The organism is Ramlibacter aquaticus, assembly GCF_015159745.1.
GTDB lineage: Bacteria > Pseudomonadota > Gammaproteobacteria > Burkholderiales > Burkholderiaceae_C > Ramlibacter > Ramlibacter aquaticus.
This window is the reverse complement of sequence record NZ_JADDOJ010000014.1, coordinates 1-21352: the sequence shown is the minus strand read 5'-3', so window position 1 is coordinate 21352 and position 21352 is coordinate 1. Positions and strand designations below refer to the sequence as shown.

26 protein-coding genes, 1 tRNA gene and 2 pseudogenes are annotated in these 21352 nt (G+C 68.7%); 26 read left to right on the top strand and 3 right to left on the bottom strand.

The annotated features are described in order from the left end of the window. Positions 1 to 53: 53 nt before the first annotated feature. The 15 genes and pseudogenes from IM725_RS05330 (at position 54) to tatC (ending at position 7858) form a co-directional block, all read left to right on the top strand. The gene (locus IM725_RS05330; RefSeq protein WP_193779540.1) at positions 54 to 290 is read left to right on the top strand and encodes a CopG family transcriptional regulator; all 237 of its coding nucleotides are present in this window, start codon (positions 54 to 56) and stop codon (positions 288 to 290) included. Then, positions 287 to 745 carry a PIN domain-containing protein gene (locus tag IM725_RS05325; protein WP_193779539.1) on the top strand — a complete coding sequence of 153 codons (459 nt, stop codon included), beginning with the start codon at positions 287 to 289 and terminating at the stop codon, positions 743 to 745. The genes IM725_RS05330 and IM725_RS05325 overlap by 4 nt, the downstream gene beginning before the upstream one ends. Then, positions 738 to 1844, top strand: coding sequence for a histidinol-phosphate transaminase (gene hisC, locus IM725_RS05320; RefSeq protein ID WP_227753598.1), 1107 nt, complete (start codon positions 738 to 740; stop codon positions 1842 to 1844). Before IM725_RS05325 ends, hisC begins: the two co-directional genes overlap by 8 nt. Then, positions 1841 to 2437, top strand: a complete 597-nt coding sequence (hisB, locus tag IM725_RS05315; protein WP_193779538.1) for an imidazoleglycerol-phosphate dehydratase HisB — start codon at positions 1841 to 1843, stop codon at positions 2435 to 2437. The genes hisC and hisB overlap by 4 nt, the downstream gene beginning before the upstream one ends. Before the next feature lie 5 nt (positions 2438 to 2442). Beyond that, entirely contained in the window at positions 2443 to 3087 is a 645-nt protein-coding gene (hisH, locus tag IM725_RS05310) for an imidazole glycerol phosphate synthase subunit HisH (RefSeq protein WP_193779537.1), read from the top strand. A 37-nt stretch (positions 3088 to 3124) separates the two neighbouring features. Next, positions 3125 to 3865 carry a 1-(5-phosphoribosyl)-5-[(5-phosphoribosylamino)methylideneamino]imidazole-4-carboxamide isomerase gene (gene hisA / locus IM725_RS05305; protein WP_193779536.1) on the top strand — a complete coding sequence of 247 codons (741 nt, stop codon included), beginning with the start codon at positions 3125 to 3127 and terminating at the stop codon, positions 3863 to 3865. Beyond that, on the top strand, positions 3865 to 4644 hold the full coding sequence (hisF, locus tag IM725_RS05300; protein ID WP_193779535.1) for an imidazole glycerol phosphate synthase subunit HisF: 780 nt from the start codon (positions 3865 to 3867) through the stop codon (positions 4642 to 4644). The genes hisA and hisF overlap by 1 nt, the downstream gene beginning before the upstream one ends. 54 nt (positions 4645 to 4698) lie before the next feature. Continuing rightward, positions 4699 to 5100: a phosphoribosyl-AMP cyclohydrolase gene (gene hisI, locus IM725_RS05295; RefSeq protein ID WP_193779534.1), complete on the top strand. Its 402-nt coding sequence runs from the start codon at positions 4699 to 4701 to the stop codon at positions 5098 to 5100. Beyond that, positions 5097 to 5474 carry a phosphoribosyl-ATP diphosphatase gene (locus IM725_RS05290; protein ID WP_193779533.1) on the top strand — a complete coding sequence of 126 codons (378 nt, stop codon included), beginning with the start codon at positions 5097 to 5099 and terminating at the stop codon, positions 5472 to 5474. The genes hisI and IM725_RS05290 overlap by 4 nt, the downstream gene beginning before the upstream one ends. Further along, positions 5471 to 5818, top strand: a complete 348-nt coding sequence (locus IM725_RS05285) for a DUF4870 family protein (protein ID WP_193779532.1) — start codon at positions 5471 to 5473, stop codon at positions 5816 to 5818. Before IM725_RS05290 ends, IM725_RS05285 begins: the two co-directional genes overlap by 4 nt. A gap of 5 nt (positions 5819 to 5823) precedes the next feature. Continuing rightward, positions 5824 to 6186 (top strand): histidine triad nucleotide-binding protein, encoded by a 363-nt coding sequence (locus IM725_RS05280; RefSeq protein ID WP_193779531.1) that lies wholly within the window; start codon positions 5824 to 5826, stop codon positions 6184 to 6186. A 98-nt stretch (positions 6187 to 6284) separates the two neighbouring features. After that, a complete protein-coding gene (gene tatA, locus IM725_RS05275; protein WP_193779530.1) occupies positions 6285 to 6530 on the top strand; it encodes a Sec-independent protein translocase subunit TatA in 246 nt (81 codons plus the stop codon). A 54-nt stretch (positions 6531 to 6584) separates the two neighbouring features. Beyond that, a pseudogene (gene tatB / locus IM725_RS20780) lies at positions 6585 to 6819 on the top strand (Sec-independent protein translocase protein TatB); the annotation flags it as partial. A 110-nt stretch (positions 6820 to 6929) separates the two neighbouring features. Next, a pseudogene (gene tatB / locus IM725_RS20775) lies at positions 6930 to 7073 on the top strand (Sec-independent protein translocase protein TatB); the annotation flags it as partial. Continuing rightward, positions 7073 to 7858 carry a twin-arginine translocase subunit TatC gene (tatC, locus tag IM725_RS05265; protein WP_193779528.1) on the top strand — a complete coding sequence of 262 codons (786 nt, stop codon included), beginning with the start codon at positions 7073 to 7075 and terminating at the stop codon, positions 7856 to 7858. The pseudogene tatB (IM725_RS20775) and the gene tatC, both read left to right, overlap by 1 nt. A gap of 24 nt (positions 7859 to 7882) precedes the next feature. Here the strand turns inward: tatC and IM725_RS05260 are convergent, their stop codons facing one another. Next, positions 7883 to 9034 carry a S1C family serine protease gene (locus IM725_RS05260; protein WP_193779527.1) on the bottom strand — a complete coding sequence of 384 codons (1152 nt, stop codon included), beginning with the start codon at positions 9032 to 9034 and terminating at the stop codon, positions 7883 to 7885. 123 nt (positions 9035 to 9157) lie between these two features. On the opposite strand from IM725_RS05260, the gene IM725_RS05255 reads away from it, so the two are divergent. Both IM725_RS05255 and pdxA read left to right on the top strand, forming a co-directional pair. After that, on the top strand, positions 9158 to 9916 hold the full coding sequence (locus tag IM725_RS05255) for a Nif3-like dinuclear metal center hexameric protein (RefSeq protein WP_193779575.1): 759 nt from the start codon (positions 9158 to 9160) through the stop codon (positions 9914 to 9916). Next, on the top strand, positions 9913 to 10941 hold the full coding sequence (pdxA, locus tag IM725_RS05250; protein ID WP_193779526.1) for a 4-hydroxythreonine-4-phosphate dehydrogenase PdxA: 1029 nt from the start codon (positions 9913 to 9915) through the stop codon (positions 10939 to 10941). The genes IM725_RS05255 and pdxA overlap by 4 nt, the downstream gene beginning before the upstream one ends. Before the next feature lie 9 nt (positions 10942 to 10950). Here the strand turns inward: pdxA and mscL are convergent, their stop codons facing one another. Further along, positions 10951 to 11394, bottom strand: coding sequence for a large conductance mechanosensitive channel protein MscL (gene mscL, locus IM725_RS05245; protein ID WP_193779525.1), 444 nt, complete (start codon positions 11392 to 11394; stop codon positions 10951 to 10953). Between the two features lie 150 nt (positions 11395 to 11544). Here mscL and petA point away from each other — a divergent pair, with 150 nt between their 5' ends. From petA to IM725_RS05215, 6 genes are all read left to right on the top strand, one after another. Next, complete coding sequence (petA, locus tag IM725_RS05240) at positions 11545 to 12144, top strand: ubiquinol-cytochrome c reductase iron-sulfur subunit (RefSeq protein WP_193779524.1); 600 nt, start codon at positions 11545 to 11547, stop codon at positions 12142 to 12144. Between the two features lie 10 nt (positions 12145 to 12154). Next, on the top strand, positions 12155 to 13600 hold the full coding sequence (locus IM725_RS05235) for a cytochrome b (RefSeq protein ID WP_193779523.1): 1446 nt from the start codon (positions 12155 to 12157) through the stop codon (positions 13598 to 13600). A gap of 17 nt (positions 13601 to 13617) precedes the next feature. Further along, complete coding sequence (locus IM725_RS05230; protein ID WP_193779522.1) at positions 13618 to 14373, top strand: cytochrome c1; 756 nt, start codon at positions 13618 to 13620, stop codon at positions 14371 to 14373. 94 nt (positions 14374 to 14467) lie between these two features. Then, entirely contained in the window at positions 14468 to 15079 is a 612-nt protein-coding gene (locus tag IM725_RS05225; protein ID WP_193779521.1) for a glutathione S-transferase N-terminal domain-containing protein, read from the top strand. Positions 15080 to 15112: 33 nt separating this feature from the next. Further along, complete coding sequence (locus IM725_RS05220) at positions 15113 to 15622, top strand: ClpXP protease specificity-enhancing factor (protein WP_193779520.1); 510 nt, start codon at positions 15113 to 15115, stop codon at positions 15620 to 15622. 55 nt (positions 15623 to 15677) lie between these two features. Further along, a tRNA-Thr gene (locus IM725_RS05215) sits at positions 15678 to 15752 on the top strand. Positions 15753 to 15819: 67 nt separating this feature from the next. Here the strand turns inward: IM725_RS05215 and IM725_RS05210 are convergent. Further along, complete coding sequence (locus tag IM725_RS05210; protein WP_193779519.1) at positions 15820 to 16134, bottom strand: DciA family protein; 315 nt, start codon at positions 16132 to 16134, stop codon at positions 15820 to 15822. Between the two features lie 16 nt (positions 16135 to 16150). Between IM725_RS05210 and IM725_RS05205 the strand changes: the two genes are divergently transcribed. From IM725_RS05205 to cqsA, 3 genes are all read left to right on the top strand, one after another. After that, positions 16151 to 17110, top strand: coding sequence for a M23 family metallopeptidase (locus IM725_RS05205; RefSeq protein ID WP_193779518.1), 960 nt, complete (start codon positions 16151 to 16153; stop codon positions 17108 to 17110). Positions 17111 to 17229: 119 nt separating this feature from the next. Beyond that, positions 17230 to 19998 (top strand): preprotein translocase subunit SecA, encoded by a 2769-nt coding sequence (secA, locus tag IM725_RS05200; RefSeq protein WP_193779517.1) that lies wholly within the window; start codon positions 17230 to 17232, stop codon positions 19996 to 19998. Positions 19999 to 20148: 150 nt separating this feature from the next. Beyond that, positions 20149 to 21228 (top strand): alpha-hydroxyketone-type quorum-sensing autoinducer synthase, encoded by a 1080-nt coding sequence (gene cqsA, locus IM725_RS05195; protein ID WP_193779516.1) that lies wholly within the window; start codon positions 20149 to 20151, stop codon positions 21226 to 21228. The last annotated feature ends 124 nt before the right edge of the window (positions 21229 to 21352 follow it).

Below are 21352 nucleotides of genomic sequence, written 5' to 3'. Positions count from 1 at the left end.
TTGCACGAACTTCGTGTTATCCTTGGCGCCTGGATACCGCAGGAGCCTGCGTCATGAAGAACGTCACCGTCACCATGGAAGACAGCGTCGCCGAGTGGGCGCGGCTGGAGGCTGCGCGCCGCAACACCAGCGTCTCTCGCCTGGTGGGCGAGATGCTGGCCGAGAAGATGCGGTACGACGACCTCTACGAGCGGGCCATGCGCGAGGTGCTGGAGTTCAAGAGCCTCGGGTGCTCGGACGGCCGGTACCCAGGCCGCGAGCAAACCGACGACCGGGGCGATCCGCGGTGAGCGCCACCGTCCTGGTGGACACGAATGTCCTGCTCTACACGGTGGACGATCGGGACCCTGCCAAGCGTGACGCGGCACAGGCCTGGGTGAAGGCCTGCTGGATGCGCCGCAGCGGCCGCATCAGCGTCCAGGTGCTCAACGAGTTCTACGCCAATGCCCGGCGCAAATTCACGGCGGCCATCTCCGCAGGGGACGCGAGAGCCCTGGTGCGCCGCTACCAGGCCTGGCGGCCCTGGCAGGTCGACGCGCAGACCGTGGAGACCGCCTGGGCCATCGAGAGCCGCTACGGCATCCACTACGGGGACGCGCTGGTCGTCGCCTGTGCCCAGCACATGGGTTGCCGTTATGTCCTCACCGAAAACCTGCAGCACGGCCAGCAGATCGACAGCGTGCAGGTGATCAACCCCTTCCTCACCGGCCCAGACATCCTGGACCGGCCCGAACCCGATGCCTGACACCGCCATCCCCTCCCTCGCCGACCGCATGAAGCGCGTGCTGCGCGCCGACGTGCAGGACATGCACGGCTATGCGGTGCAGCCCAGCGCCGGCATGGTCAAGGTCGACACCATGGAGAACCCGTTCCCGCTGCCGCCGGCCCTGCGCCGCGCGCTCGGCGAGCGGCTCGCCGAGGTGGCCCTGAACCGCTACCCGGCCGAGCGCATCGACGAGCTGCGCGCGGCACTGGCCCGCCATGCCCGCATGCCCGAGGGCTGCGACCTCATGCTGGGCAACGGCTCGGACGAGCTCATCAGCCTGCTCACCCTGGCCGCCGACGTCCCGGGCAACACCATCCTCGCCCCGCTGCCGGGCTTCGTGATGTACGCCATGAGCGCGAAGCTGCAGGGCCTGCCTTTCGTGGGGGTGCCGCTCACGGCCGATTTCGAGCTCGACGGCCCGGCCATGCTGGCGGCCATCCGCGAGCACCGGCCCGCCATCGTCTGGCTGGCCTACCCGAACAACCCCACCGGCAGCCTCTGGGACGACGCCGCGATCGAGGCCATCATCGAGGCCGCCCCCGGCCTGGTCGTGATGGACGAGGCCTACCAGCCCTTCGCCGCCCGCGATTCGCTGGACCGCCTGCGCCGCCATCCGCACGTGCTGGTGATGCGCACCATGAGCAAGTTCGGCCTGGCGGGCGTGCGCATCGGCTACCTGATGGGCCGCACGGCCCTGGTGCGCGAGCTGGACAAGCTGCGGCCGCCCTTCAACGTGAGCGTGCTGAACTGCGAGGCCGCCCTGTTCGCCCTGGAACACGTGGACGAATACGAGCGCCAGGCGGCCACCATCCGGGCCGAACGCGCCCGCGTCTTCGCGGCGCTCGCGGCGGTGCCGGGCGTGAAGGTCTTCCCCAGCGAAGCCAACATGCTCCTGGCCCGGGTCGCCGACCCGGCGGCCGTCTTCGCCGGCATGAAGGCCCGCAAGGTGCTGGTCAAGAACGTCGCCGGCCTGCACCCGCTGCTGGCTGGATGCCTTCGCATTACCATCGGGACGCCCGAGGAAAATACGCAGATGCTGGCCGCCTTCGAGGCGGCCCTCAAGGAAAGCCAGGCATGAGTCCCTCCCGCAGCGCCGAAGTCAGCCGCGACACCGCCGAAACCCAGATCACCGTCAAGCTCGACCTCGACGGCACCGGACAGGCGCGCCTGGCCACCGGCATCGGCTTCTTCGACCACATGCTGGACCAGATCGCCCGCCACGGCCTGATCGACCTGGACATCCATGCCAAGGGCGACCTGCACATCGACGGCCACCACACGGTGGAGGACGTGGGCATCACCTTCGGCCAGGCGGTGGCCCGCGCCGTGGGCGACCGCAAGGGCATACGCCGCTACGGCCACGCCTACGTCCCGCTGGACGAGGCGCTGTCGCGCGTGGTGATCGACTTCTCCGGCCGCCCCGGCCTGGTGATGAACGTGCCCTTCAAGAGCGGCATGATCGGCGGCTTCGACACCCAGCTGGCGCACGAGTTCTTCCAGGGCTTCGTCAACCACGCCTTAGTCACGCTGCACATCGACAACCTGCGCGGCGAGAACGCCCACCACCAGTGCGAGACCGTGTTCAAGGCCTTCGCCCGGGCGCTGCGCTTCGCCGTGGAACTGGACCCGCGCGCGGCCGGCACCATCCCGTCCACGAAAGGCACGCTCTGAGCGTCATGAAGACCGTCGCTGTCGTCGACTATGGGATGGGCAACCTGCGCTCGGTGGCCAACGCCGTGCGCGCCGTTGCCGCGGGCACCGGCTTCGAGGTGGTGGTCACCGCGAAGCCGGAGGACGTGCGCGCCGCCGACCGCGTGGTGCTGCCGGGGCAGGGCGCCATGCCCGACTGCATGCGCGACCTGCACGAGTCCGGGCTGATGGGGTCGGTGCTGGAGGCCGCGGCGTCCAAGCCGCTGTTCGGCGTCTGCGTGGGCATGCAGATGCTGCTGGACCGCAGCGCCGAGGGGCCCACCGACTGCCTGGGCCTGATCCACGGCGAGGTGACGCGCTTCGATCTGGCGGGCCGCCTGCAGCCCGACGGCAGCCGCTACAAGGTGCCCCAGATGGGCTGGAACCGCGTCTACCAGACCCAGCCGCACCCCCTCTGGGCCGGTGTGCCCGAGGGCAGCTACTTCTACTTCGTCCATTCCCTGTACGCCCGGCCGTCGGATGCGCGCCACAGCCTGGGGGAATCCGACTACGGCGCTCGCTTTACCGCCGCGGTTGGGCGCGATAACATTTTTGCCACCCAGTTCCATCCCGAGAAAAGCGCGGACCAAGGCCTCGCCCTCTACCGAAACTTCCTCCACTGGAATCCCTGACGTCCGGGCCGCGTGCCCGCTCGCCCCACCTTCCCCCATGCTGCTCATCCCCGCCATCGACCTCAAGGACGGTCACTGCGTTCGCCTGAAACAAGGCGACATGGACCAGGCCACCATCTTCAGCGAGGACCCGGCGGCCATGGCCCGCACCTGGCTGGAAAAGGGCGCCCGGCGCCTGCACCTGGTCGACCTCAACGGCGCCTTCGCCGGCAAGCCGCAGAACTTCAGCGCCGTGAAGTCCATCCTCAAGGCTGTCGGCGCCGACATCCCGGTGCAGCTGGGCGGCGGCATCCGCGACCTGGACACCATCGAGAAGTACATCGACGGCGGCCTGCGCTACGTGATCATCGGCACCGCCGCGGTGAAGAACCCCGGCTTCCTCAAGGACGCCTGCACCGCCTTCGGCGGCCACATCATCGTCGGCCTGGACGCCAAGGACGGCAAGGTGGCCACCGACGGCTGGAGCAAGCTCACCGGCCACGAGGTGGTCGACCTGGCGCGCAAGTTCGAGGACTGGGGCGTCGAGTCCATCATCTACACCGACATCGGCCGCGACGGCATGCTCACCGGCATCAACATCGAGGCCACGGTGAAGCTGGCGCAGGCGCTCACCATCCCGGTCATCGCCTCCGGCGGCCTGTCCAACATGGCCGACATCGAGAAGCTGTGCGCCGTGGAGGACGAGGGCATCGAGGGCGTGATCTGCGGCCGCGCGGTCTATTCCGGCGACCTCGATTTCGTCCAGGCCCAGGCCAAGGCCGACGAGCTGGGCGCCTGATGCTCGCCAAGCGCATCATTCCCTGCCTGGACGTCACGGGCGGACGCGTCGTCAAGGGCGTCAACTTCGTCGAGCTGCGCGACGCCGGCGACCCGGTGGAGATCGCCGCCCGCTACAACGAGCAGGGCGCCGACGAGATCACCTTCCTGGACATCACCGCAACCAGCGACGAGCGCGACCTGATCCTGCACATCATCGAGGCGGTGGCCTCGCAGGTCTTCATCCCGCTCACCGTGGGTGGGGGCGTGCGCACCCCCGAGGACGTGCGGCGGCTTCTGAACGCGGGCGCCGACAAGACCAGCTTCAACTCGGCCGCGATCGCCAACCCGGACGTCATCAACGCCGCGTCCGACAAGTACGGCGCGCAGTGCATCGTGGTCGCGATCGACGCCAAGCGCCGCACGGCCGCCGAGGCCGCCGAGCGCGGCCCGGGCTGGGACGTCTACAGCCATGGCGGGCGCCGCAACACCGGCTTGGACGCGGTGCAGTGGGCGGCCGAGATGGCGCGGCGCGGCGCCGGCGAGATCCTGCTCACCAGCATGGACCGCGATGGCACGCGTTCCGGCTTCGACCTGGAACTCACGCGCGCGGTGAGCGACGCCGTGCCAGTGCCGGTCATCGCCTCCGGCGGCGTGGGCAAGCTCGACGACCTGGCCGACGGCATCCAGAAGGGCGGCGCCGACGCCGTCCTGGCGGCCAGCATCTTCCATTACGGCGACCACACCGTGGGCGAAGCCAAGCAGCTCATGGCCAGGCGCGGCATTCCGGTCCGGCTCTGACCCTGCAGGGCCGGGCGCCCCTCGGGGCCGCTGCGCTGCGTCACAATAGAGCCCATGGAATGGCTCGCTCAGGTCAAGTGGGATGCGAAAGGCCTGGTGCCGGTGATCGCCCAGGAGGCGTCCACCGGCGACGTGCTCATGTTCGCCTGGATGGACCGTGAGGCCCTGCGCCTGACGGCCGAGACCGGCCGCGCGGTGTACTTCAGCCGTTCGCGCGGCAAGCTCTGGCACAAGGGCGAGGAGTCCGGCCACGTGCAGCAGGTGCACGAGATCCGCCTGGACTGCGACGACGACGTGGTGCTGCTCAAGGTGACGCAGCTGGGCCACGACCCGTCCATCGCCTGCCACACCGGCCGTCACAGCTGCTTCTTCCAGAAATACGAGGGCGGCGCCTGGCGCGCCGTCGAGCCGGTCCTCAAGGACCCGGCCCGCATCTACAGCCACTCCGCGTCATGAGCTCCAACGATTCCCTGGCCCGGCTCGCAGCCGTCATCGAAAGCCGCAAGCCCGCCCACGGCGGCGACCCCGAGGCCAGCTACGTGGCGCGCCTGCTGCACCGTGGCGTCGACCAGGTGCTCAAGAAGGTGGGCGAGGAGGCGGCCGAGGTGGTGATGGCCGCCAAGGACGCGCAGCACGGCGGCGACCGGCAGAAGATCGTCGGCGAGGTGGCCGACCTGTGGTTCCACAGCATGATCGCGCTGGCCCTGTTCGACCTCGCGCCCGCCGACGTGATCGCCGAACTCGAGCGCCGCGAGGGCACCAGCGGCATCGAGGAGAAGGCCCTGCGCAAGGCCCAGGCCCGCGAGGCGGGCGAGCAGGGCGCGGCATGAGCGCCAGCCTCGTGGACGACAAGACACCGGGCGACCGCACGGTGATGCACGTGCTCTACGGCATGCACACCATCGCCTGGGCATCCATGGGCTCGCTGGCCGTGATCGCCCTGGTCGTGAACTACGTCAAGCGCGGCGACGAGGGCGACCCGCTGTACCTGGCCCACCACCGCTGGATGATCCGCACCTTCTGGTGGACCCTGCTGTGGCTCGTCCTCACCGGCCCGTTGTGGCTGGTGCTGGTCTTCCCCGGCGCTGCCGCGTACACGGTGATCGGCCTGTGGTACCTCTACCGCTGCCTGCGCGGCTGGCTGCGCTTTTCCGAAAACCGGATGCCCGACTGAACGCCATGAGCCACTCCGACCCGAACTGCATCTTCTGCAAGATCGTCGAAGGCAAGATCCCCTCGCGAAAAGTTCACGAAGACGAGGAGATGATCGCCTTCCACGACATCCATCCCTGGGCGCCCGTGCACTTCCTGATGGTGCCCAAGGCGCACATCCCCTCCATGGCCCAGGTCGGCCCGGAGCATGCAGGGGTGCTGGGGCGCATGATGGCGCTGGCGCCGCGGCTGGCCCTGGAGGCCGGCTGCCAGCCGTACCCGGCCGGGGGCTACCGCATCGTCGTCAACACGGGCGAGCATGCCGGCCAGGAGGTGCACCACCTGCACATCCACGTGATGGGCGGTCCGCGGCCCTGGCTCAAGGGCTGAATTCCGGGCGGCCCGAGGGCCGTCCCCACCGCTTCCGGCTGAACTTGCGTGGAAGACTAGAATCCCACTCCAGTTCACCAGATCACTAGAGGTTTTCCATGGGTTCGTTTTCCATCTGGCATTGGCTGATCGTCCTTCTGATCATCGTGCTGATCTTCGGCACCAAGAAGCTCAAGAACATCGGTACCGACCTGGGCGGCGCCGTGAAGGGCTTCAAGGAAGGCATGCGCGACGGCGCGTCCACCCCCGAGACCCCGGTGCCCCCGGCCAGCCAGGTCACCGCGGCGCAGCAGCCCGGTGCCGGCAAGGACACCATCGACGTCGAAGCGCGCAACCGCTCCTGAAGCGGCCCGGGCCCCAGGGCCCGCTGACCCGCCGGGTTGCCGGCGTGCACAAGCATGATCGATCTCGGCATCGAGAAAATGATGGTGATCGGCGCCGTGGCGCTGATCGTGATCGGGCCTGAAAAACTGCCCCGGGTGGCGCGCACCGTCGGCCACCTGATGGGCAAGGCCCAGCGCTACGTCAACGACGTCAAGGCCGAAGTCAACCGCAGCATCGAGCTGGAAGAGCTCAAGAAGATGAAGGACTCGGTGGAGTCCGCCGCGCGCGAGGTGGAGACCTCCATCCACAGCGGCATGAGCGAGTTCGACCGCCAGCTGCGCGACGTCGCCGCCGGCCTGGACCCGGCCTCGGGCGGCACCGGCACGCCCGCGCTGGAAGCTTCGGCCGACCCGGCCTATCCCGAGTACCGCCACCCCGGCAAGAAGTGGCGCCTGAAGCAGGGCGCGACGCCCGGCTGGTACAAGGCCCGCAACGGCATCCGCACCCGTGCGCTCTCCGGCGCGGCCCGGGTGGCGCGCTACCGTCCCAAGAAATACAACTGATGGCCACCGATTCCGAAGACGAGCTGGCCGGCACCGAGCAGCCCTTTGTCGCCCACCTCATCGAACTGCGCGACCGCCTGATCAAGGCGATGGCGGCCGTGGCCGTGGCCGCCGGCGTGCTGTTCCTGTGGCCCGGCCCCGGCGCCCTGTACGACCTGCTGGCCGCGCCCCTGGTGGCGCACCTGCCGCACGGCGCGACGCTGATCGCCACCTCGGTGATCTCGCCCTTCATCGTGCCGCTGAAGATCCTGCTGATGGCGGCCTTCCTGCTGGCGCTGCCGGTGGTGCTCTACCAGCTCTGGGCCTTCGTCGCCCCGGGGCTGTATTCGCACGAGAAGAAGCTGGTGCTGCCGCTGGTGGTCTCCAGCACGGTGCTGTTCTGCATCGGCGTGGCCTTCTGCTACTTCTTCGTCTTCGGCCAGGTGTTCCGCTTCATCCAGAGCTTCGCGCCCAAGAGCATCACGGCCGCGCCGGACATCGAGGCCTACCTGAGCTTCGTGCTGACCATGTTCATCGCCTTCGGCCTGGCCTTTGAAGTGCCCATCGTGGTGATCGTGCTGGCGCGCCTGGGCTTCGTCTCGATCGAGAAGCTGAAGTCCTTCCGCGCCTACTTCATCGTGCTGGCCTTCGTCATCGCGGCGGTGATCACGCCGCCCGACGTGGTCTCCCAGCTTGCCCTCGCCATTCCCATGTGCCTGCTGTACGAGGCGGGCATCTGGGCGGCGCAGATCTTCATCCGCAACACCACGGCGCCTGGCGACGCCCCTGCGGCGGCTGACCAGTAAGACCGGCAGGCGGCCGGCTGCAGTTCAGCGCTGGGCCGGTTCCTGCTGCGGACGCGGCCGCAGCCCGGGCGTCACGTCCAGGTCCAGCGGCGTCTCGCGGCGCTGCATGTGCAGCTTGGCGGCAACCCCCGGCTTGAGCGCGGCCACGGTGGACAGCAGCTCCGACACGTTGCCCACCGGCTTGTCGCCGACCTTGAGGATGACGTCGCCCGGCTTGACGCCGGCCTGGGCGGCCGGGCCGTTCTGCAGCACGCCGGTGATCAGCACGCCAGTGCTGGCGCGCACGCCGAAGGTCTCGGAGAGTTCGGGCGAGAGGTCGGCCGGTTCCACGCCGATCCAGCCGCGGCGCACCACGCCTTCCTTCACGATCCCTTCGAGCACCATGCGGGCGGTGGACATGGGGATGGCGAAGCCGATGCCCATGCTGCCGCCCGAGCGCGAATAGATGGCGGTGTTGATGCCCATCAGCGTGCCGCCGGCGTCCACCAGCGCGCCGCCCGAGTTGCCCGGGTTGATGGCCGCGTCGGTCTGGATGAAGTTCTCGAAGGTGTTGATGCCCAGCTGGTTGCGACCCAGCGCGCTCACGATGCCGCTGGTCACGGTCTGGCCGACGCCGAAGGGGTTGCCGATGGCCAGCACCTGGTCGCCCACCTGCAGCGAATCCGAATTGCCCATGGCCAGCACCGGCAGGCGGTCCAGGCCGATCTTGAGCACGGCCAGGTCGGTGTCGGGGTCCGTGCCTATGACCTTGCCGCGGGCCCGCCGGCTGTCGTTGAGCACCACCTCGATCTCGTCGGCGCCCTCGACCACGTGGTTGTTGGTGAGGATGTAGCCCTCGGGGCTGACGATCACGCCACTGCCCAGGGCGGCCTGCGGCTGGGCCCCCTGCTCGCCGAAGAAGAAGCGGAACCAGGGGTCGTTGGCGTGCGGGTTGGATTCCGCCGCCTTCATGATGTTGATGCTGACCACGGCCGGCGAGGCCTTCTGCGCCGCCACCCGGAAGCCGCCGGGCGGCGCCGTGCCGCCCACGGCAGCGGCGGGCGCCTGCAGGAAGGGGCTGCCGTTGCCCGTGCCGGCGCCGCGGCCCAGCCACTCGGGCTTGAGCGTGCCCACCACGAACCATGCCGCGAGCAGCACCGTGACGGTCTGGGAGAAAAGCAGCCAGTAGCGACGCATATGTCACCCTAGTGTAGACGGGCGTCGCGCCGCTTGCCGGCGCGCGCGGCGGCCGCCCCGGCGGGCCGCGAGGGCTGCTCTGCCACCGCTTTGGCCGACAATCGGCTTTTGCTCCAGCACGCCATGGCCACCGCACAGCAACTGCTCCAGGCTTTCGACCAGCTCCTCGAGCCCGGCCGCTTCCGGGACTACGGGCCCAACGGCCTGCAGGTCGAAGGCAAGTCCGAGGTCCGGCGCATCGTTTCGGGCGTCACCGCCAGCCGGGCCCTGATCGAGGCCGCCGTCGAGCGCGGCGCCGACGCCATCTTCGTCCACCACGGCCTGTTCTGGCGCGGCCAGGACGGCCGCGTGACCGGCTGGATGAAGCAGCGCCTGGCGCGCCTGCTGGCCGCCGACGTGAACCTCTTCGCCTACCACCTGCCGCTGGACGCGCACCCCAGCCTGGGCAACAACGCGCAGCTCGGCCTGAAGCTGGGCCTGCAGGACGACGGCCGCTTCGGCGAGCAGGACCTGGGCTTCCTCGGCCGCCCGGCCGCCGCGCCGGCCTTCGCTTCGGCGCAGGCGCTGGCGCAGCAGGTGGCGGCCGCGCTGGGCGGTGCACCGCGCTGCGTGCCGGGTGACGGCCGGCCGCTGTCGCGCATCGCCTGGTGCACCGGTGGCGGCCAGGGCTATTTCGAGGCCGCGATCGCGGCGGGCGCCGACGTCTTCATCACCGGCGAGATGTCGGAGCCGCAGCCGCACTACGCGCGCGAGAGCGGGGTGGCCTACATCGCCTGCGGCCACCACGCCAGCGAGCGCTACGGCGCGCCGGCCGTGGCCGCGCACGTGGCGCAGGCGCTGGGCATCGCGCACGAATTCATCGACGTGGACAACCCCGCATGAGGCTCGCGCTGGCCATCACCCAGGGCGACGTGGCGGGCATAGGCCCGGAGATCATCGCCCACGCCTTCCTGGACGGGCGCGAAACGGCGGGCTGCTTCGTCGCCGGCGACCTGGGCGCGCTGCGGCGCGGTGCCCGGGTGGTGGCGGGCGCGGGCGCGGCCCTGCCCGTGGTCGAGATCGAATCGCCGGCCGAAGCCCTGGCCATGCCCCCGCGCTGCATCCCGGTGCTGCCGGTGGCGCCGCTGGACGTGCTGCCGCCCCTGGGCCAGGTCAGTGCGCAGGCGGGACGGGCGGCGGCACAGGCCGTCACCTGGGCCGCCCGGGCGGCGCTGCGCGGGGAGATCGCCGGCCTGGTGACGGCGCCCCTGCACAAGGAGGCGCTGGCCGCCGCCGGCGTGCCGTTCCCCGGCCACACCGAACTGCTGCAGGCCGAGGCCGCGCGCCACCTGGGGCGCGCCAGCAGCCAGGTGCCGGTGCGCATGATGCTGGCCAATGATGAGCTGCGCACGGTGCTGGTGAGCATCCACGTCGCCCTGCGCGAGGCGATCGCGGCGGTGACGGTGCGCAATGTCGCGCAGACGCTGCAGATCACGCACCAGGCCCTGGCCCGGGTGCTGGGGCGGGCGCCCCGCATCGCCGTCGCCGGGCTCAATCCCCATGCCGGGGAGGGCGGCCTGTTCGGCCGTGAGGAGATCGAGGCCATCGCACCGGCGATCGCGTCGGCGCGCGCGGACGGGCTGGACGTCAGCGGTCCCTATGCGCCCGACACCGTCTTCATGCGGGCCCGCCATGCGCCCGGCCACCCCGGCGAGTTCGACGTGGTGGTGGCCATGTACCACGACCAGGGTTTGATCCCGGTCAAGTATCTCGGGGTGGACAAGGGCGTGAACGTCACGCTGGGCCTGCCGCTGGTGCGCACCAGCCCGGACCACGGCACGGCCTTCGACATCGCGGGCACCGGCCGTGCCGACCCGGCCAGCCTGGTGGAGGCGATCCGCCAGGCCCGGCGTCTCGCCGCGGCCTGAGCCGCCGCCTCAGCGCCGCAGCGCGTCGCGGATCTCGCGCAGCAGCTTCACCTCTTCCGGCGGTTCCACCGGCGCCGCCGGGGCCGCGGCCGCCTGCTCGCGCGCCTGCAGGTTCTTCAGGCGGTTGATCTGGCGGACCATGATGAAGATGATGAAGGCCAGGAGCAGGAAGTTCACCACCACGGTGATGAAGCTGCCGTAGGCCAGCACGGGAACGCCGGCCTTCTTCAGGTCGACCAGGGTGTGCGGGATGCCGGGTGGTGGCTCGCGCAGGATGAGGAACAGGTTGGTGAAGTCCAGCGAGCCGATGATTCGCCCGACCACCGGCATGATGATGTCGCCCACCAGCGAGTCGACGATCTTCGCGAAGGCCGCGCCGATGATCACGCCCACCGCCAGGTCCACCACATTGCCCTTGGCCGCGAACTCGCGGAATTCTGTCAGCATCCCCATGGCTTCTCTCCTTGATCTGGGCGCGAGTATCCCGGAAACCGGCGGCGACGGGGAGGGGTGGGGCATTCCGTGCGTTGAAGTCAGAGATTACGGTCCGCTACAATCTTCGGTTGTCCCGCAATTCCGCGACGCCCCTCGAGGATCTTCTTCATGAGTGACACCCCAATGGACGCCAGCAAGCGCACGTGGCTCATTGCCTCCGGTTGCGCCGGCGCCGTGGGCGCGGCCTTCACGGCCGTTCCCTTCGTGAGCAGTTTCGAGCCTTCCGAACGCGCCAAGGCGGCCGGAGCGCCCGTGGAAGTCGACATCTCCGCCCTCAAGCCGGGCGAGAAGATGACCGTCGAGTGGCGGGGCAAGCCGGTCTGGATCCTGCGCCGCACGCCCGAGCAGGTCGCTGACCTGCCCAAGCATGACGGCGAGCTGGCCGACCCGCTCTCCAAGCGCAAGCCCGACGAACTCACGCCCGCCTACGCGCGCAACGAGAACCGCTCCATCAAGCCCGAGGTGCTGGTGGTGGTGGGCATCTGCACGCACCTGGGCTGCTCGCCCGGCGACAAGCTGGTGCCCGGCCCGCAGCCTTCGCTGCCGGACGACTGGCCCGGTGGTTTCCTGTGCCCCTGCCACGGCTCCACCTTCGACCTGGCCGGCCGCGTCTTCAAGAACAAGCCTGCGCCGGACAACCTCGAAGTGCCCCCGCACACGTACCTGTCGGATTCGCGCCTGCTGATCGGCGAAGACAAGAAGGCCTGAGGACGCTGTCATGGCTCAATTCAAGGAAATCTCCCCGAACGCCAGCGCCGGCGAAAAACTCGGCAACTGGTTCAACAACCGCTTCCCGACCGCCGGGGCCGCGTTCCGCGACCACATGTCGGAGTACTACGCGCCGAAGAACTTCAACTTCTGGTACTTCTTCGGCTCGCTGGCGCTCCTGGTCCTGGTGATCCAGATCGTCACCGGCATCTTCCTCGTGATGAACTACAAGCCCGACGCCGCCAAGGCGTTCGAGTCGGTGGAATACATCATGCGCGACGTGCCCTGGGGCTGGCTGGTGCGCTACATGCACTCCACCGGCGCCTCGGCCTTCTTCGTCGTGGTCTACCTGCACATGTACCGTGGCCTGATCTACGGCAGCTACCGCAAGCCGCGCGAACTGGTGTGGATCTTCGGCTGCGCGATCTTCCTCGCGCTGATGGCCGAGGCCTTCATGGGCTACCTGCTGCCCTGGGGCCAGATGTCCTACTGGGGCGCCCAGGTGATCATCAACCTGTTCTCCGCCATCCCCTTCATCGGCCCGGACCTGGCGCTGCTGATCCGCGGTGACTACGTGGTGGGCGACGCGACGCTGAACCGCTTCTTCAGCTTCCACGTCATCGCCGTGCCGCTGGTGCTGCTCGGCCTGGTGGCGGCGCACATCCTGGCGCTGCACGACGTCGGCTCCAACAACCCCGACGGCGTCGAGATCAAGGGCCCCAACGCCCCGCGCGACGAGCAGGGCCACCCGCTGGACGGCATCCCGTTCCACCCGTACTACTCGGTGCACGACATCATGGGCGTGAGCGTGTTCCTGATGGTGTTCACGGCGATCATCTTCTTCGCGCCCGAATTCGGCGGCTACTTCCTGGAGTACAACAACTTCATCCCGGCCGACCCGCTGAAGACCCCGCCGCACATCGCGCCGGTCTGGTACTTCACGCCCTTCTATTCCATGCTGCGCGCCATCACCACGCAGATGATGCAGGCGCTCTCGCTGATCCTGGTCGCGGTGGTCGCGTTCATCTTCGTGCGCACCCGCCTGCCGGCCATGGTGAAGTACGCGGTGGCCGCCGCCGGCCTGGTCGGTCTGGTGCTGTTCGGCGCCTTCTCCTTCACCGGCGTGGGCCCGCTGTCCGGCCTGGATCCCAAGTTCTGGGGCGTGGTTGCCATGGGCGGCGCCGTGATCATCCTGTTCTTCCTGCCCTGGCTGGACAACAGCCTGGCCAAGTCCATCCGCTACCGCCCGGACTGGCACAAGTGGGTGTACGCCGTGTTCGTGGCGAACTTCCTGGTGCTGGGCTACCTGGGCACGCAGCCGCCCTCGCCCTCGGGCCAGCTGATCTCGCAGATCGGCACCCTGTTCTACTTCGGCTTCTTCCTGCTGATGCCGTGGTGGAGCCGCATGGGCAGCTTCAAGCCGGTGCCTGACCGCGTCACCTTTGCGGCCCACTGAAGACAAGGCCAACGACAATGAAGAAACTGATCCTGTCCTTCATCGCCGCGCTCGGCCTGTCGCTGGGCGCGCATGCCGCGGAGGAATCCTTCCACTGGGACAAGGCGCCCAACCGCACCAACGACCTGGCCGCGCTGCAGAACGGCGCCAAGCTGTTCGTCAACTACTGCCTGAACTGCCACTCCGCCGCCTTCATGCGCTACAACCGCCTGAAGGACATCGGCCTGACCGAGCAGCAGATCAAGGACAACCTGCTGTTCGCCACTGACAAGGTCGGCGACACCATGAAGTCGGCGATCGATCCCAAGCAGGCCAAGGCCTGGTTCGGCGCGGTCCCGCCGGACCTGACCCTGGTGGCGCGTTCCCGCGCCGGCCACGGCGGCAGCGGTTCCGACTACCTCTACACCTACCTGCGCAGCTACTACCGCGACCCCAACCGCCCCACGGGCTGGAACAACCTCGCCTTCCCCAACGTCGGCATGCCGCACGTGCTCTACCAGCTGCAAGGCGAGCGTGAGCCGGTGTTCGAGACGGTGATGCAGCACGGCGAGGAAGAGAAGGTCTTCAAGGGCTGGAAGCAGGTCACCCCGGGCACCATGAGCACCCAGGAGTACGACCAGGCGATCGGCGACCTCGTCGGCTACCTCACATGGATGGCCGAGCCGGCCCAGAACTCCCGCGTCCGCGTGGGTGTGTGGGTGCTGATCTTCCTGGGCGTGTTCACGTTGTTCGCGTGGCGCCTGAACGCCGCGTTCTGGAAAAACGTGAAATAACACGCAACCGTGGCCGGCTCGCGCCGGCCGCATGCGCCAGATTCCCCCCGGGTGGACGCGAGTCCACCCCTTTGCTTTTCAAGGAGCCACAACCATGATGGTCCTGTATTCGGGCACCACCTGCCCCTTCTCCCATCGCTGCCGTTTCGTCCTGTTCGAAAAGGGCATGGATTTCGAGATCCGCGATGTCGACCTGTACAACAAGCCGGAAGACATCAACGTGATGAACCCGTACGGCCAGGTGCCCATCCTGGTCGAGCGCGACCTCATCCTGTACGAGTCGAACATCATCAACGAGTACATCGACGAGCGCTTCCCGCATCCGCAACTGATGCCCGGCGACCCGGTGGACCGCGCCCGCGTGCGCCTGTTCCTGCTCAACTTCGAGAAGGAGCTGTTCGTGCACGTGAGCACGCTGGAGTCGCGCGCTTCCAAGGGCAACGAGAAGGCGCTCGAGAAGGCCAGGGCGCACATCCGTGACCGCCTGACCCAGCTGGCACCCGTGTTCCTCAAGAACAAGTACATGCTGGGCGAGAGCTTCTCCATGCTGGACGTGGCGATCGCCCCGCTGCTGTGGCGCCTCGACTACTACGGCATCGAGCTCTCCAAGAACGCCGCGCCGCTGCTGAAGTACGCCGAGCGCATCTTCTCGCGCCCGGCCTACATCGAGGCGCTCACCCCTTCCGAGAAGGTGATGCGGAAGTAAGATGGGAACCGGCGGCCCCCGCCCCCTCCCGGCATGAACGCGCTCGAATCCACCTCCACCCGTCCCTACCTCATCCGTGCGTTGTACGACTGGTGCACGGACAACGGGCTCACGCCCTATGTCGCGGTGCTGGTCGACGACACGGTGCAGGTGCCGCGTGAGTACGTGAAGAACGGCGAGATCGTGCTCAACATCAGCTTCGACGCGACCAGTTCGCTGAAGCTGGGCAACGATTTCATCGAGTTCAAGGCCCGCTTCGCCGGCACCGCGCGCGAGATCATCGTGCCGGTGAACCGCGTGATCGCCATCTACGCGCGCGAGAACGGCCAGGGCATGGCCTTCCCGGTGCCCGTGGCCGGCAGCGCGGCCGAGGCCCCCAAGGGCTCGCCGCTGTCCAGCGTGCCGGCCGCAGGGGGCGTGAACCCGGTGGACGACGAGGTGCGGGTGTTCCAGATGACCTCGCCCGAGCCCGGCAGCGAGCCGCCGGAGGAGCCGCCGCGCCCGCCCGCCGGGCCGCGGCCCGCGCTCAAGCGCGTCAAGTAACAGCGGGCCAGGGTGCGGCACGCGCGCCGTGCCCCGGCCTAGAATCCGGCCAGCCGCCGATTTAGCTCAGGGGTAGAGCAACCGCCTTGTAAGCGGTAGGTCGTCCGTTCAAATCGGACAATCGGCACCACAGACCCGGCCCCGCCCGGTGTCTTCCGGCGCGGGCCCGCAGGCCCGGCCGGCGCTTGGGCAATAGCTCACCCAAGCCCTGCTTGGACCTTCAGGCGGATCGAAGTAACCTCCCAACCCCGGCTGCGCAGGTGCGCCTGCAAGGCCGGCAGCAGCTGCCGCAGCTTGGCGGCCGCGGCACTGCTGTCCACCAGCAGGCACCACGACGCGCCTTCGATGGGGCCGGGCCGCACCGCCTGCCGCAGCGCCGCCGGCATCAGCGGCTTCACCGCCTTCAGCCGCTCGCCCGATTCGCTGGCGAGTTGGGCCAGCCGGGCCAGGGTCGGCGAGTCTTCGGCGGCCTGCAGTGCCGTGACGGACAAGGGGCGCCGCTGCGGGTTCATGTTTCGGGGGAGGGGAGTGCACATCATTATCACGGATGCCCGCGGGGCCCGCACCCGCGCGCTGCACCTGAGCGGCGCCCGCCTGGGCCTGCTCTGCCTGGGCCTGGCGCTGGGGCTGCTGCTGGCCTCGGCCGCGCTCTACCACTGGGTGTTCCAGAAAGGCGCGCGCGAAGGCTGGCCCGGCGTGGGCGCGCTGGTGCGCCTGGCAAGCCGGGATGAGCTCGAGCAGCGCGACCGCTTCCTGCGCGACAACCTGGACGCCATGGCCCGCCGGCTGGGGGACCTGCAGGCGCGCCTGCTGCAGATCGAGGCGCTGGGCGAACGCGTGTCCGGCCTCGCGGGGATGGACCCCGCCGAGCTGCGTGCGCGCCCGGGCCAGGGCGGCGCGCTGGTGGACGGCCCGCCGCTCTCCCTGGAAGCGCTGCAGGCCACGCTGGCCGCGCTCGAGCGCAACGCCGGGCGCGATGCCGACCTGATGGCCGTGGCCGAGTCGCGCCTGTTCGACCAGAAGATGAAGAGCCTCATGGTGCCCACGCGCACGCCCCTGGACGGTGGCGTGCCGGGCTCGCCCTTCGGCTGGCGCATCGACCCCTTCACCGGCCGCATGGCCCTGCACACCGGCGTTGATTTCCAGGCCGAGCCCGGTACGCCCATCCTGGCGGCCGCCGGCGGCGTGGTGGTCGCGCTGGGCTGGCACCCGGAATATGGAAACCGGGTCGAGGTCGACCATGGCAACGGCCTGGTCACCCGTTACGCCCATGCCTTGCGGCTGGCGGTGCACCTGGGCGACCTGGTGCGGCGCGGCCAGCAGCTCGCCACGGTGGGCAGCACCGGCCGCTCCACCGGCCCCCACTTGCATTTCGAGCTTCTGGTCCAAGGTGTGCCCCAGGATCCGCAGAAATTCCTGGAGGCGGGCCGCACGCCGCCTCCCGCCCCGCTGGCCCTTGCGGCCCAGCGGTCGCGCGGCCAAAGGTAAAATCTGAGGTTTGGCCGGACGCCGCCCCCCACAGGGTGGCCGAAGGCCCCGATCGTTGACGACAACCCATCCGGATTTGCGCTGCCCACCGTGTGCCGGGCGCAGGCAGCGACCCATTCATGGCCAAGAACCTCCTCACCAAAATCTTCGGTTCCCGCAACGACCGCCTGCTCAAGCAGTACCGCAAGGTCGTCGAGCGCATCAACGCGATGGAGCCGCAGTTCGAAAAGCTGGACGACGAGGCCCTGCGCGCCAAGACGCAGGAGTTCCGTGACCGGCTGGCCAAGGGCGAGGACATCGACGACCTGCTGCCCGAGGCCTTCGCCGTGGTGCGCGAGGGCTCCAAGCGCATCATGAAGATGCGCCACTTCGACGTGCAGATGCTGGGCGGTATGGCCCTGCACCACGGCAAGATCGCCGAGATGCGCACCGGCGAGGGCAAGACGCTGACGGCCACGCTGCCGGTCTACCTGAACGCACTCACCGGACGCGGCGTGCACGTGGTCACCGTCAACGACTACCTCGCCAACCGCGACGCGCAGTGGATGGGCCGGCTGTACAACTTCCTGGGCCTGTCGGTGGGCATCAACCTGCCCAACATGCCGCGCGAGGAGAAGCAGGCGGCCTACCGCAGCGACATCACCTACGGCACGAACAACGAGTACGGCTTCGACTACCTGCGCGACAACATGGTGTACGAGCCGGGCGACCGTGTGCAGCGCGGGCTGAACTACGCCATCGTCGACGAGGTGGACTCGATCCTGATCGACGAGGCGCGCACGCCGCTGATCATCAGCGGCCAGGCCGAGGACCACACCGAGCTGTACCTGGCCATGATGAAGGCGGTGCCGCTGCTCACGCGCCAGGAAGGCGAGGAAGACCCGCACACCGGCAAGGGCGTCACCAAGCCGGGCGACTTCACCGTGGACGAGAAGAGCCACCAGGTCTTCCTCACCGAGCAGGGCCACGAGAACGCCGAGCGCATCCTGTCCAACCTCGGGCTGATCCCGGAGGGGTCCTCGCTGTACGACCCGGCCAACATCACCCTGATGCACCACCTGAACGCGGCGCTGCGGGCCCAGCACCTGTACCACCGCGACCAGCACTACGTGGTGCAGGAGAGCGAGGTCGTCATCGTCGACGAGTTCACCGGCCGCCTGATGTCGGGCCGCCGCTGGAGCGATGGCCTGCACCAGGCGGTGGAGGCCAAGGAAGGCGTGCAGATCCAGGCCGAGAACCAGACCCTGGCCTCCATCACCTTCCAGAACTACTTCCGCCTGTACGGCAAGCTGGCCGGCATGACGGGCACGGCCGACACCGAGGCCTACGAGTTCCAGGAGATCTACGGCCTGGAGACCATGGTCATCCCGCCGAACCGGCCCAGCCGCCGCGACGACCAGCTCGACCGCGTCTACAAGACCGGACGCGAGAAGTACGAAGCCGCCATCCAGGACATCCGCGAGTGCCACGGCCGCGGCCAGCCGGTGCTGGTGGGCACGACCTCGATCGAGAACTCCGAGATCATCTCCAACCTGCTGCAGCAGGCCGGGCTGGAGCACCAGGTGCTCAACGCCAAGCAGCACGCGCGCGAGGCAGACATCGTGGCCCAGGCCGGCCGGCCGAAGATGATCACCATCGCCACCAACATGGCGGGCCGCGGCACCGATATCGTGCTGGGCGGCAGCCTGGAGAAGGCGATCCAGGCGGTGGAGGCGGACGAGTCGTTGGACGCCGCCGCGCGCGAGGCGCGCATCGCCGAGCTGCGCGTGCAGTGGCAGAAGGAGCACGATTTCGTCGTGGCGCAGGGCGGCCTGCGCATCATCGCCACCGAGCGCCACGAATCGCGCCGCATCGACAACCAGCTGCGTGGCCGCTCGGGCCGCCAGGGCGACCCCGGCTCCTCGCGCTTCTACCTGAGCCTGGACGATCCGCTGATGCGCATCTTCGCGGGCGACCGCGTGCGCTCCATCATGGAGCGCCTGAAGATGCCCGACGGCGAGGCCATCGAGGCCGGCATCGTCACGCGCAGCATCGAGAGCGCGCAGCGCAAGGTCGAGGCGCGCAACTTCGACGTGCGCAAGCAGCTGCTGGAGTACGACGACGTCTCCAACGACCAGCGCAAGGTGATCTACCAGCAGCGCAACGACATCCTGGATGCGGGTGACCTGGGCGCCCAGATCGCGTCGCTGCGCGAGGGCTGCTTCAGCGACCTGGTGCGCCAGTTCGTGCCCGCCGAGTCGGTGGAGGAGCAGTGGGACCTGCCGGGCCTGCAGAAGGTGCTGGCCGACGAGTGGGGCCTCCAGCTGGACCTGCAGCAGCTGGTGCAGCAGGCCAGTTCCATCACCGACGAGGACATCGTCGAGCACGTCACCAAGGCGGCCGACGCCGCCTTCGAGGCCAAGGTGCAGCTGGTCGGCGCCGCGAACTTCACGCAGTTCGAGCGCATGGTGCTGCTGCAAAGCATGGACACCCACTGGCGCGAGCACCTCTCGGCGCTGGACTACCTGCGCCAGGGCATCCACCTGCGCGGTTACGCCCAGAAACAACCCAAGCAGGAATACAAGCGCGAGGCCTTCGAGCTCTTCGGGCAGTTGCTCGATTCGGTGAAGAACGAGGTCACGCGCGTGCTCATGACGGTGCAGGTGCAGTCCGGCGAACAGCTGGAGCAGGCGGCCGAGGACATGGAAGAGCAGGCCGAGCGCATCGCCAACGTCACCTACACCGCCCCCACCGAGACGGGCGAGCCCGAGAGTCAGGTCGACGCCGCCACCGCCCGCGCCGCCGTGCCCCTGGTCACCGCGGCCGCGGCGGGCCACGTCGGCCGCAACGACCCCTGCCCCTGCGGCAGCGGCAAGAAGTACAAGCAGTGCCACGGCAAGCTGGCCTGAGCGCCAGCTGACCCGGCCGCCGGCCCCGGCGGCGACCCCGCTGCCCGACCGGGCAGGCCCCCCTGTCAATCTTGACAGGGGGTTCCCGCATTTGCGGGACGAATCGCTCTTCAATGCGGACATCCCCCTTCTTTCTACAAAGGTGTCCCCATGGAAGCAGTTGCTACACGTCCGTCCGTTCCCAAATCAGAACCCATCCAACGAGAGCCCGGCCTGCCGCAGGCCTTGCGTGCGCGGGTCGAGCGCGAGTTCACCCGGCGGTTCCAGGAGCAGTGGGGCGGACGCTTCATCCTGCATGGCCAGCCCGCCAGGAGCAACGCCGTGCGGCTGGACGGGAACGACTACCTGAGCGTCACGGGCCACCCGGACATCGTGGCCGCGCAAATTGCCGCACTGAGGCAGGACACCGAAGCCGTGGTGCAGTCCGGTGTTTTCCTCCTCGATGACCACCCTTCACGTGCGCTTGAAACCGCCCTGGCCCACTGGATCGGCAAGGATGATGTGTTCCTCAGCCAGTCGGGCTACTGCGCCAACCTCGGGCTCCTGCAAATCATTGCTGATGCCCAGACCCCTGTGTACCTCGATGGCCTGGCCCACATGTCGCTGTGGGAAGGCGCACGCGCAGCCGGCGCGCCCGCACATGCCTTCCGTCACAACGATGTCGCGCACCTGGAGCGGCTGTTGGCCAGCCATGGGCCGGGCGTCGTGGTCGTCGATTCCGTCTACAGCACCACGGGCGCGCTTTGCCCCTTGCTGGATCTTGTCGAAGTTGCCGAGCGCCACCAGTGCACCTTGGTCGTCGACGAGTCCCATTCCTTGGGCACACACGGGCCGCAGGGTCGGGGTCTGTGCGCAGAACTGGGGCTGACTCACCGCGTCCACTTCATCACCGCCAGTCTCGCCAAGGCCTTCGCGGGCCGGGCTGGCATCTTCACGGCACCCGCGGGCTTGCGCCCGTACGTCCAGATCTCCGCCTTCCCGAACATCTTCAGTTCTTCCCTGCTGACGCACGAAATCGCTGGTTTGCGAGCTACCCTGGAGGTGCTCCGTGGCGCCGATGAGGCGCGTGCGCGGCTGCATGCCAACGCCAAGCGGCTGCGCCAGTCATTGGCCGATGCAGGCTACCCCGTTCACAACGGAACCGAACAGATCATCGCACTCGAGGCGGGAAGTGAGCCCGCAGCCATCGCGCTGCGCGACGCGATGGAGGCGCATGGCGTGGTGGGCTGAGGTTGCCCTCGAATTTCGGAGTTCATAGCTCAGTCCCGGAGAATGCCGGGAAAGGAGATGAGAGATGGACGAAGGAAGAAGCCGAGGGAAGTACACCCTGGAGTTCAAGCAGGAGGCGGTCAGG

What these genes read in the sequence shown, in the direction of transcription:
- IM725_RS05330 (WP_193779540.1), top strand. Translation starts at nt 54, where the DNA reads ATGAAGAACGTCACCGTCACCATGGAAGACAGCGTCGCCGAGTGGGCG.
- hisC (WP_227753598.1), top strand. Translation starts at nt 738, where the DNA reads ATGCCTGACACCGCCATCCCCTCCCTCGCCGACCGCATGAAGCGCGTG.
- hisB (WP_193779538.1), top strand. Translation starts at nt 1,841, where the DNA reads ATGAGTCCCTCCCGCAGCGCCGAAGTCAGCCGCGACACCGCCGAAACC.
- hisH (WP_193779537.1), top strand. Translation starts at nt 2,443, where the DNA reads ATGAAGACCGTCGCTGTCGTCGACTATGGGATGGGCAACCTGCGCTCG.
- hisA (WP_193779536.1), top strand. Translation starts at nt 3,125, where the DNA reads ATGCTGCTCATCCCCGCCATCGACCTCAAGGACGGTCACTGCGTTCGC.
- hisF (WP_193779535.1), top strand. Translation starts at nt 3,865, where the DNA reads ATGCTCGCCAAGCGCATCATTCCCTGCCTGGACGTCACGGGCGGACGC.
- hisI (WP_193779534.1), top strand. Translation starts at nt 4,699, where the DNA reads ATGGAATGGCTCGCTCAGGTCAAGTGGGATGCGAAAGGCCTGGTGCCG.
- IM725_RS05290 (WP_193779533.1), top strand. Translation starts at nt 5,097, where the DNA reads ATGAGCTCCAACGATTCCCTGGCCCGGCTCGCAGCCGTCATCGAAAGC.
- IM725_RS05285 (WP_193779532.1), top strand. Translation starts at nt 5,471, where the DNA reads ATGAGCGCCAGCCTCGTGGACGACAAGACACCGGGCGACCGCACGGTG.
- IM725_RS05280 (WP_193779531.1), top strand. Translation starts at nt 5,824, where the DNA reads ATGAGCCACTCCGACCCGAACTGCATCTTCTGCAAGATCGTCGAAGGC.
- tatA (WP_193779530.1), top strand. Translation starts at nt 6,285, where the DNA reads ATGGGTTCGTTTTCCATCTGGCATTGGCTGATCGTCCTTCTGATCATC.
- tatC (WP_193779528.1), top strand. Translation starts at nt 7,073, where the DNA reads ATGGCCACCGATTCCGAAGACGAGCTGGCCGGCACCGAGCAGCCCTTT.
- IM725_RS05260 (WP_193779527.1), bottom strand. Translation starts at nt 9,034, where the DNA reads ATGCGTCGCTACTGGCTGCTTTTCTCCCAGACCGTCACGGTGCTGCTC.
- IM725_RS05255 (WP_193779575.1), top strand. Translation starts at nt 9,158, where the DNA reads ATGGCCACCGCACAGCAACTGCTCCAGGCTTTCGACCAGCTCCTCGAG.
- pdxA (WP_193779526.1), top strand. Translation starts at nt 9,913, where the DNA reads ATGAGGCTCGCGCTGGCCATCACCCAGGGCGACGTGGCGGGCATAGGC.
- mscL (WP_193779525.1), bottom strand. Translation starts at nt 11,394, where the DNA reads ATGGGGATGCTGACAGAATTCCGCGAGTTCGCGGCCAAGGGCAATGTG.
- petA (WP_193779524.1), top strand. Translation starts at nt 11,545, where the DNA reads ATGAGTGACACCCCAATGGACGCCAGCAAGCGCACGTGGCTCATTGCC.
- IM725_RS05235 (WP_193779523.1), top strand. Translation starts at nt 12,155, where the DNA reads ATGGCTCAATTCAAGGAAATCTCCCCGAACGCCAGCGCCGGCGAAAAA.
- IM725_RS05230 (WP_193779522.1), top strand. Translation starts at nt 13,618, where the DNA reads ATGAAGAAACTGATCCTGTCCTTCATCGCCGCGCTCGGCCTGTCGCTG.
- IM725_RS05225 (WP_193779521.1), top strand. Translation starts at nt 14,468, where the DNA reads ATGATGGTCCTGTATTCGGGCACCACCTGCCCCTTCTCCCATCGCTGC.
- IM725_RS05220 (WP_193779520.1), top strand. Translation starts at nt 15,113, where the DNA reads ATGAACGCGCTCGAATCCACCTCCACCCGTCCCTACCTCATCCGTGCG.
- IM725_RS05210 (WP_193779519.1), bottom strand. Translation starts at nt 16,134, where the DNA reads ATGAACCCGCAGCGGCGCCCCTTGTCCGTCACGGCACTGCAGGCCGCC.
- secA (WP_193779517.1), top strand. Translation starts at nt 17,230, where the DNA reads ATGGCCAAGAACCTCCTCACCAAAATCTTCGGTTCCCGCAACGACCGC.
- cqsA (WP_193779516.1), top strand. Translation starts at nt 20,149, where the DNA reads ATGGAAGCAGTTGCTACACGTCCGTCCGTTCCCAAATCAGAACCCATC.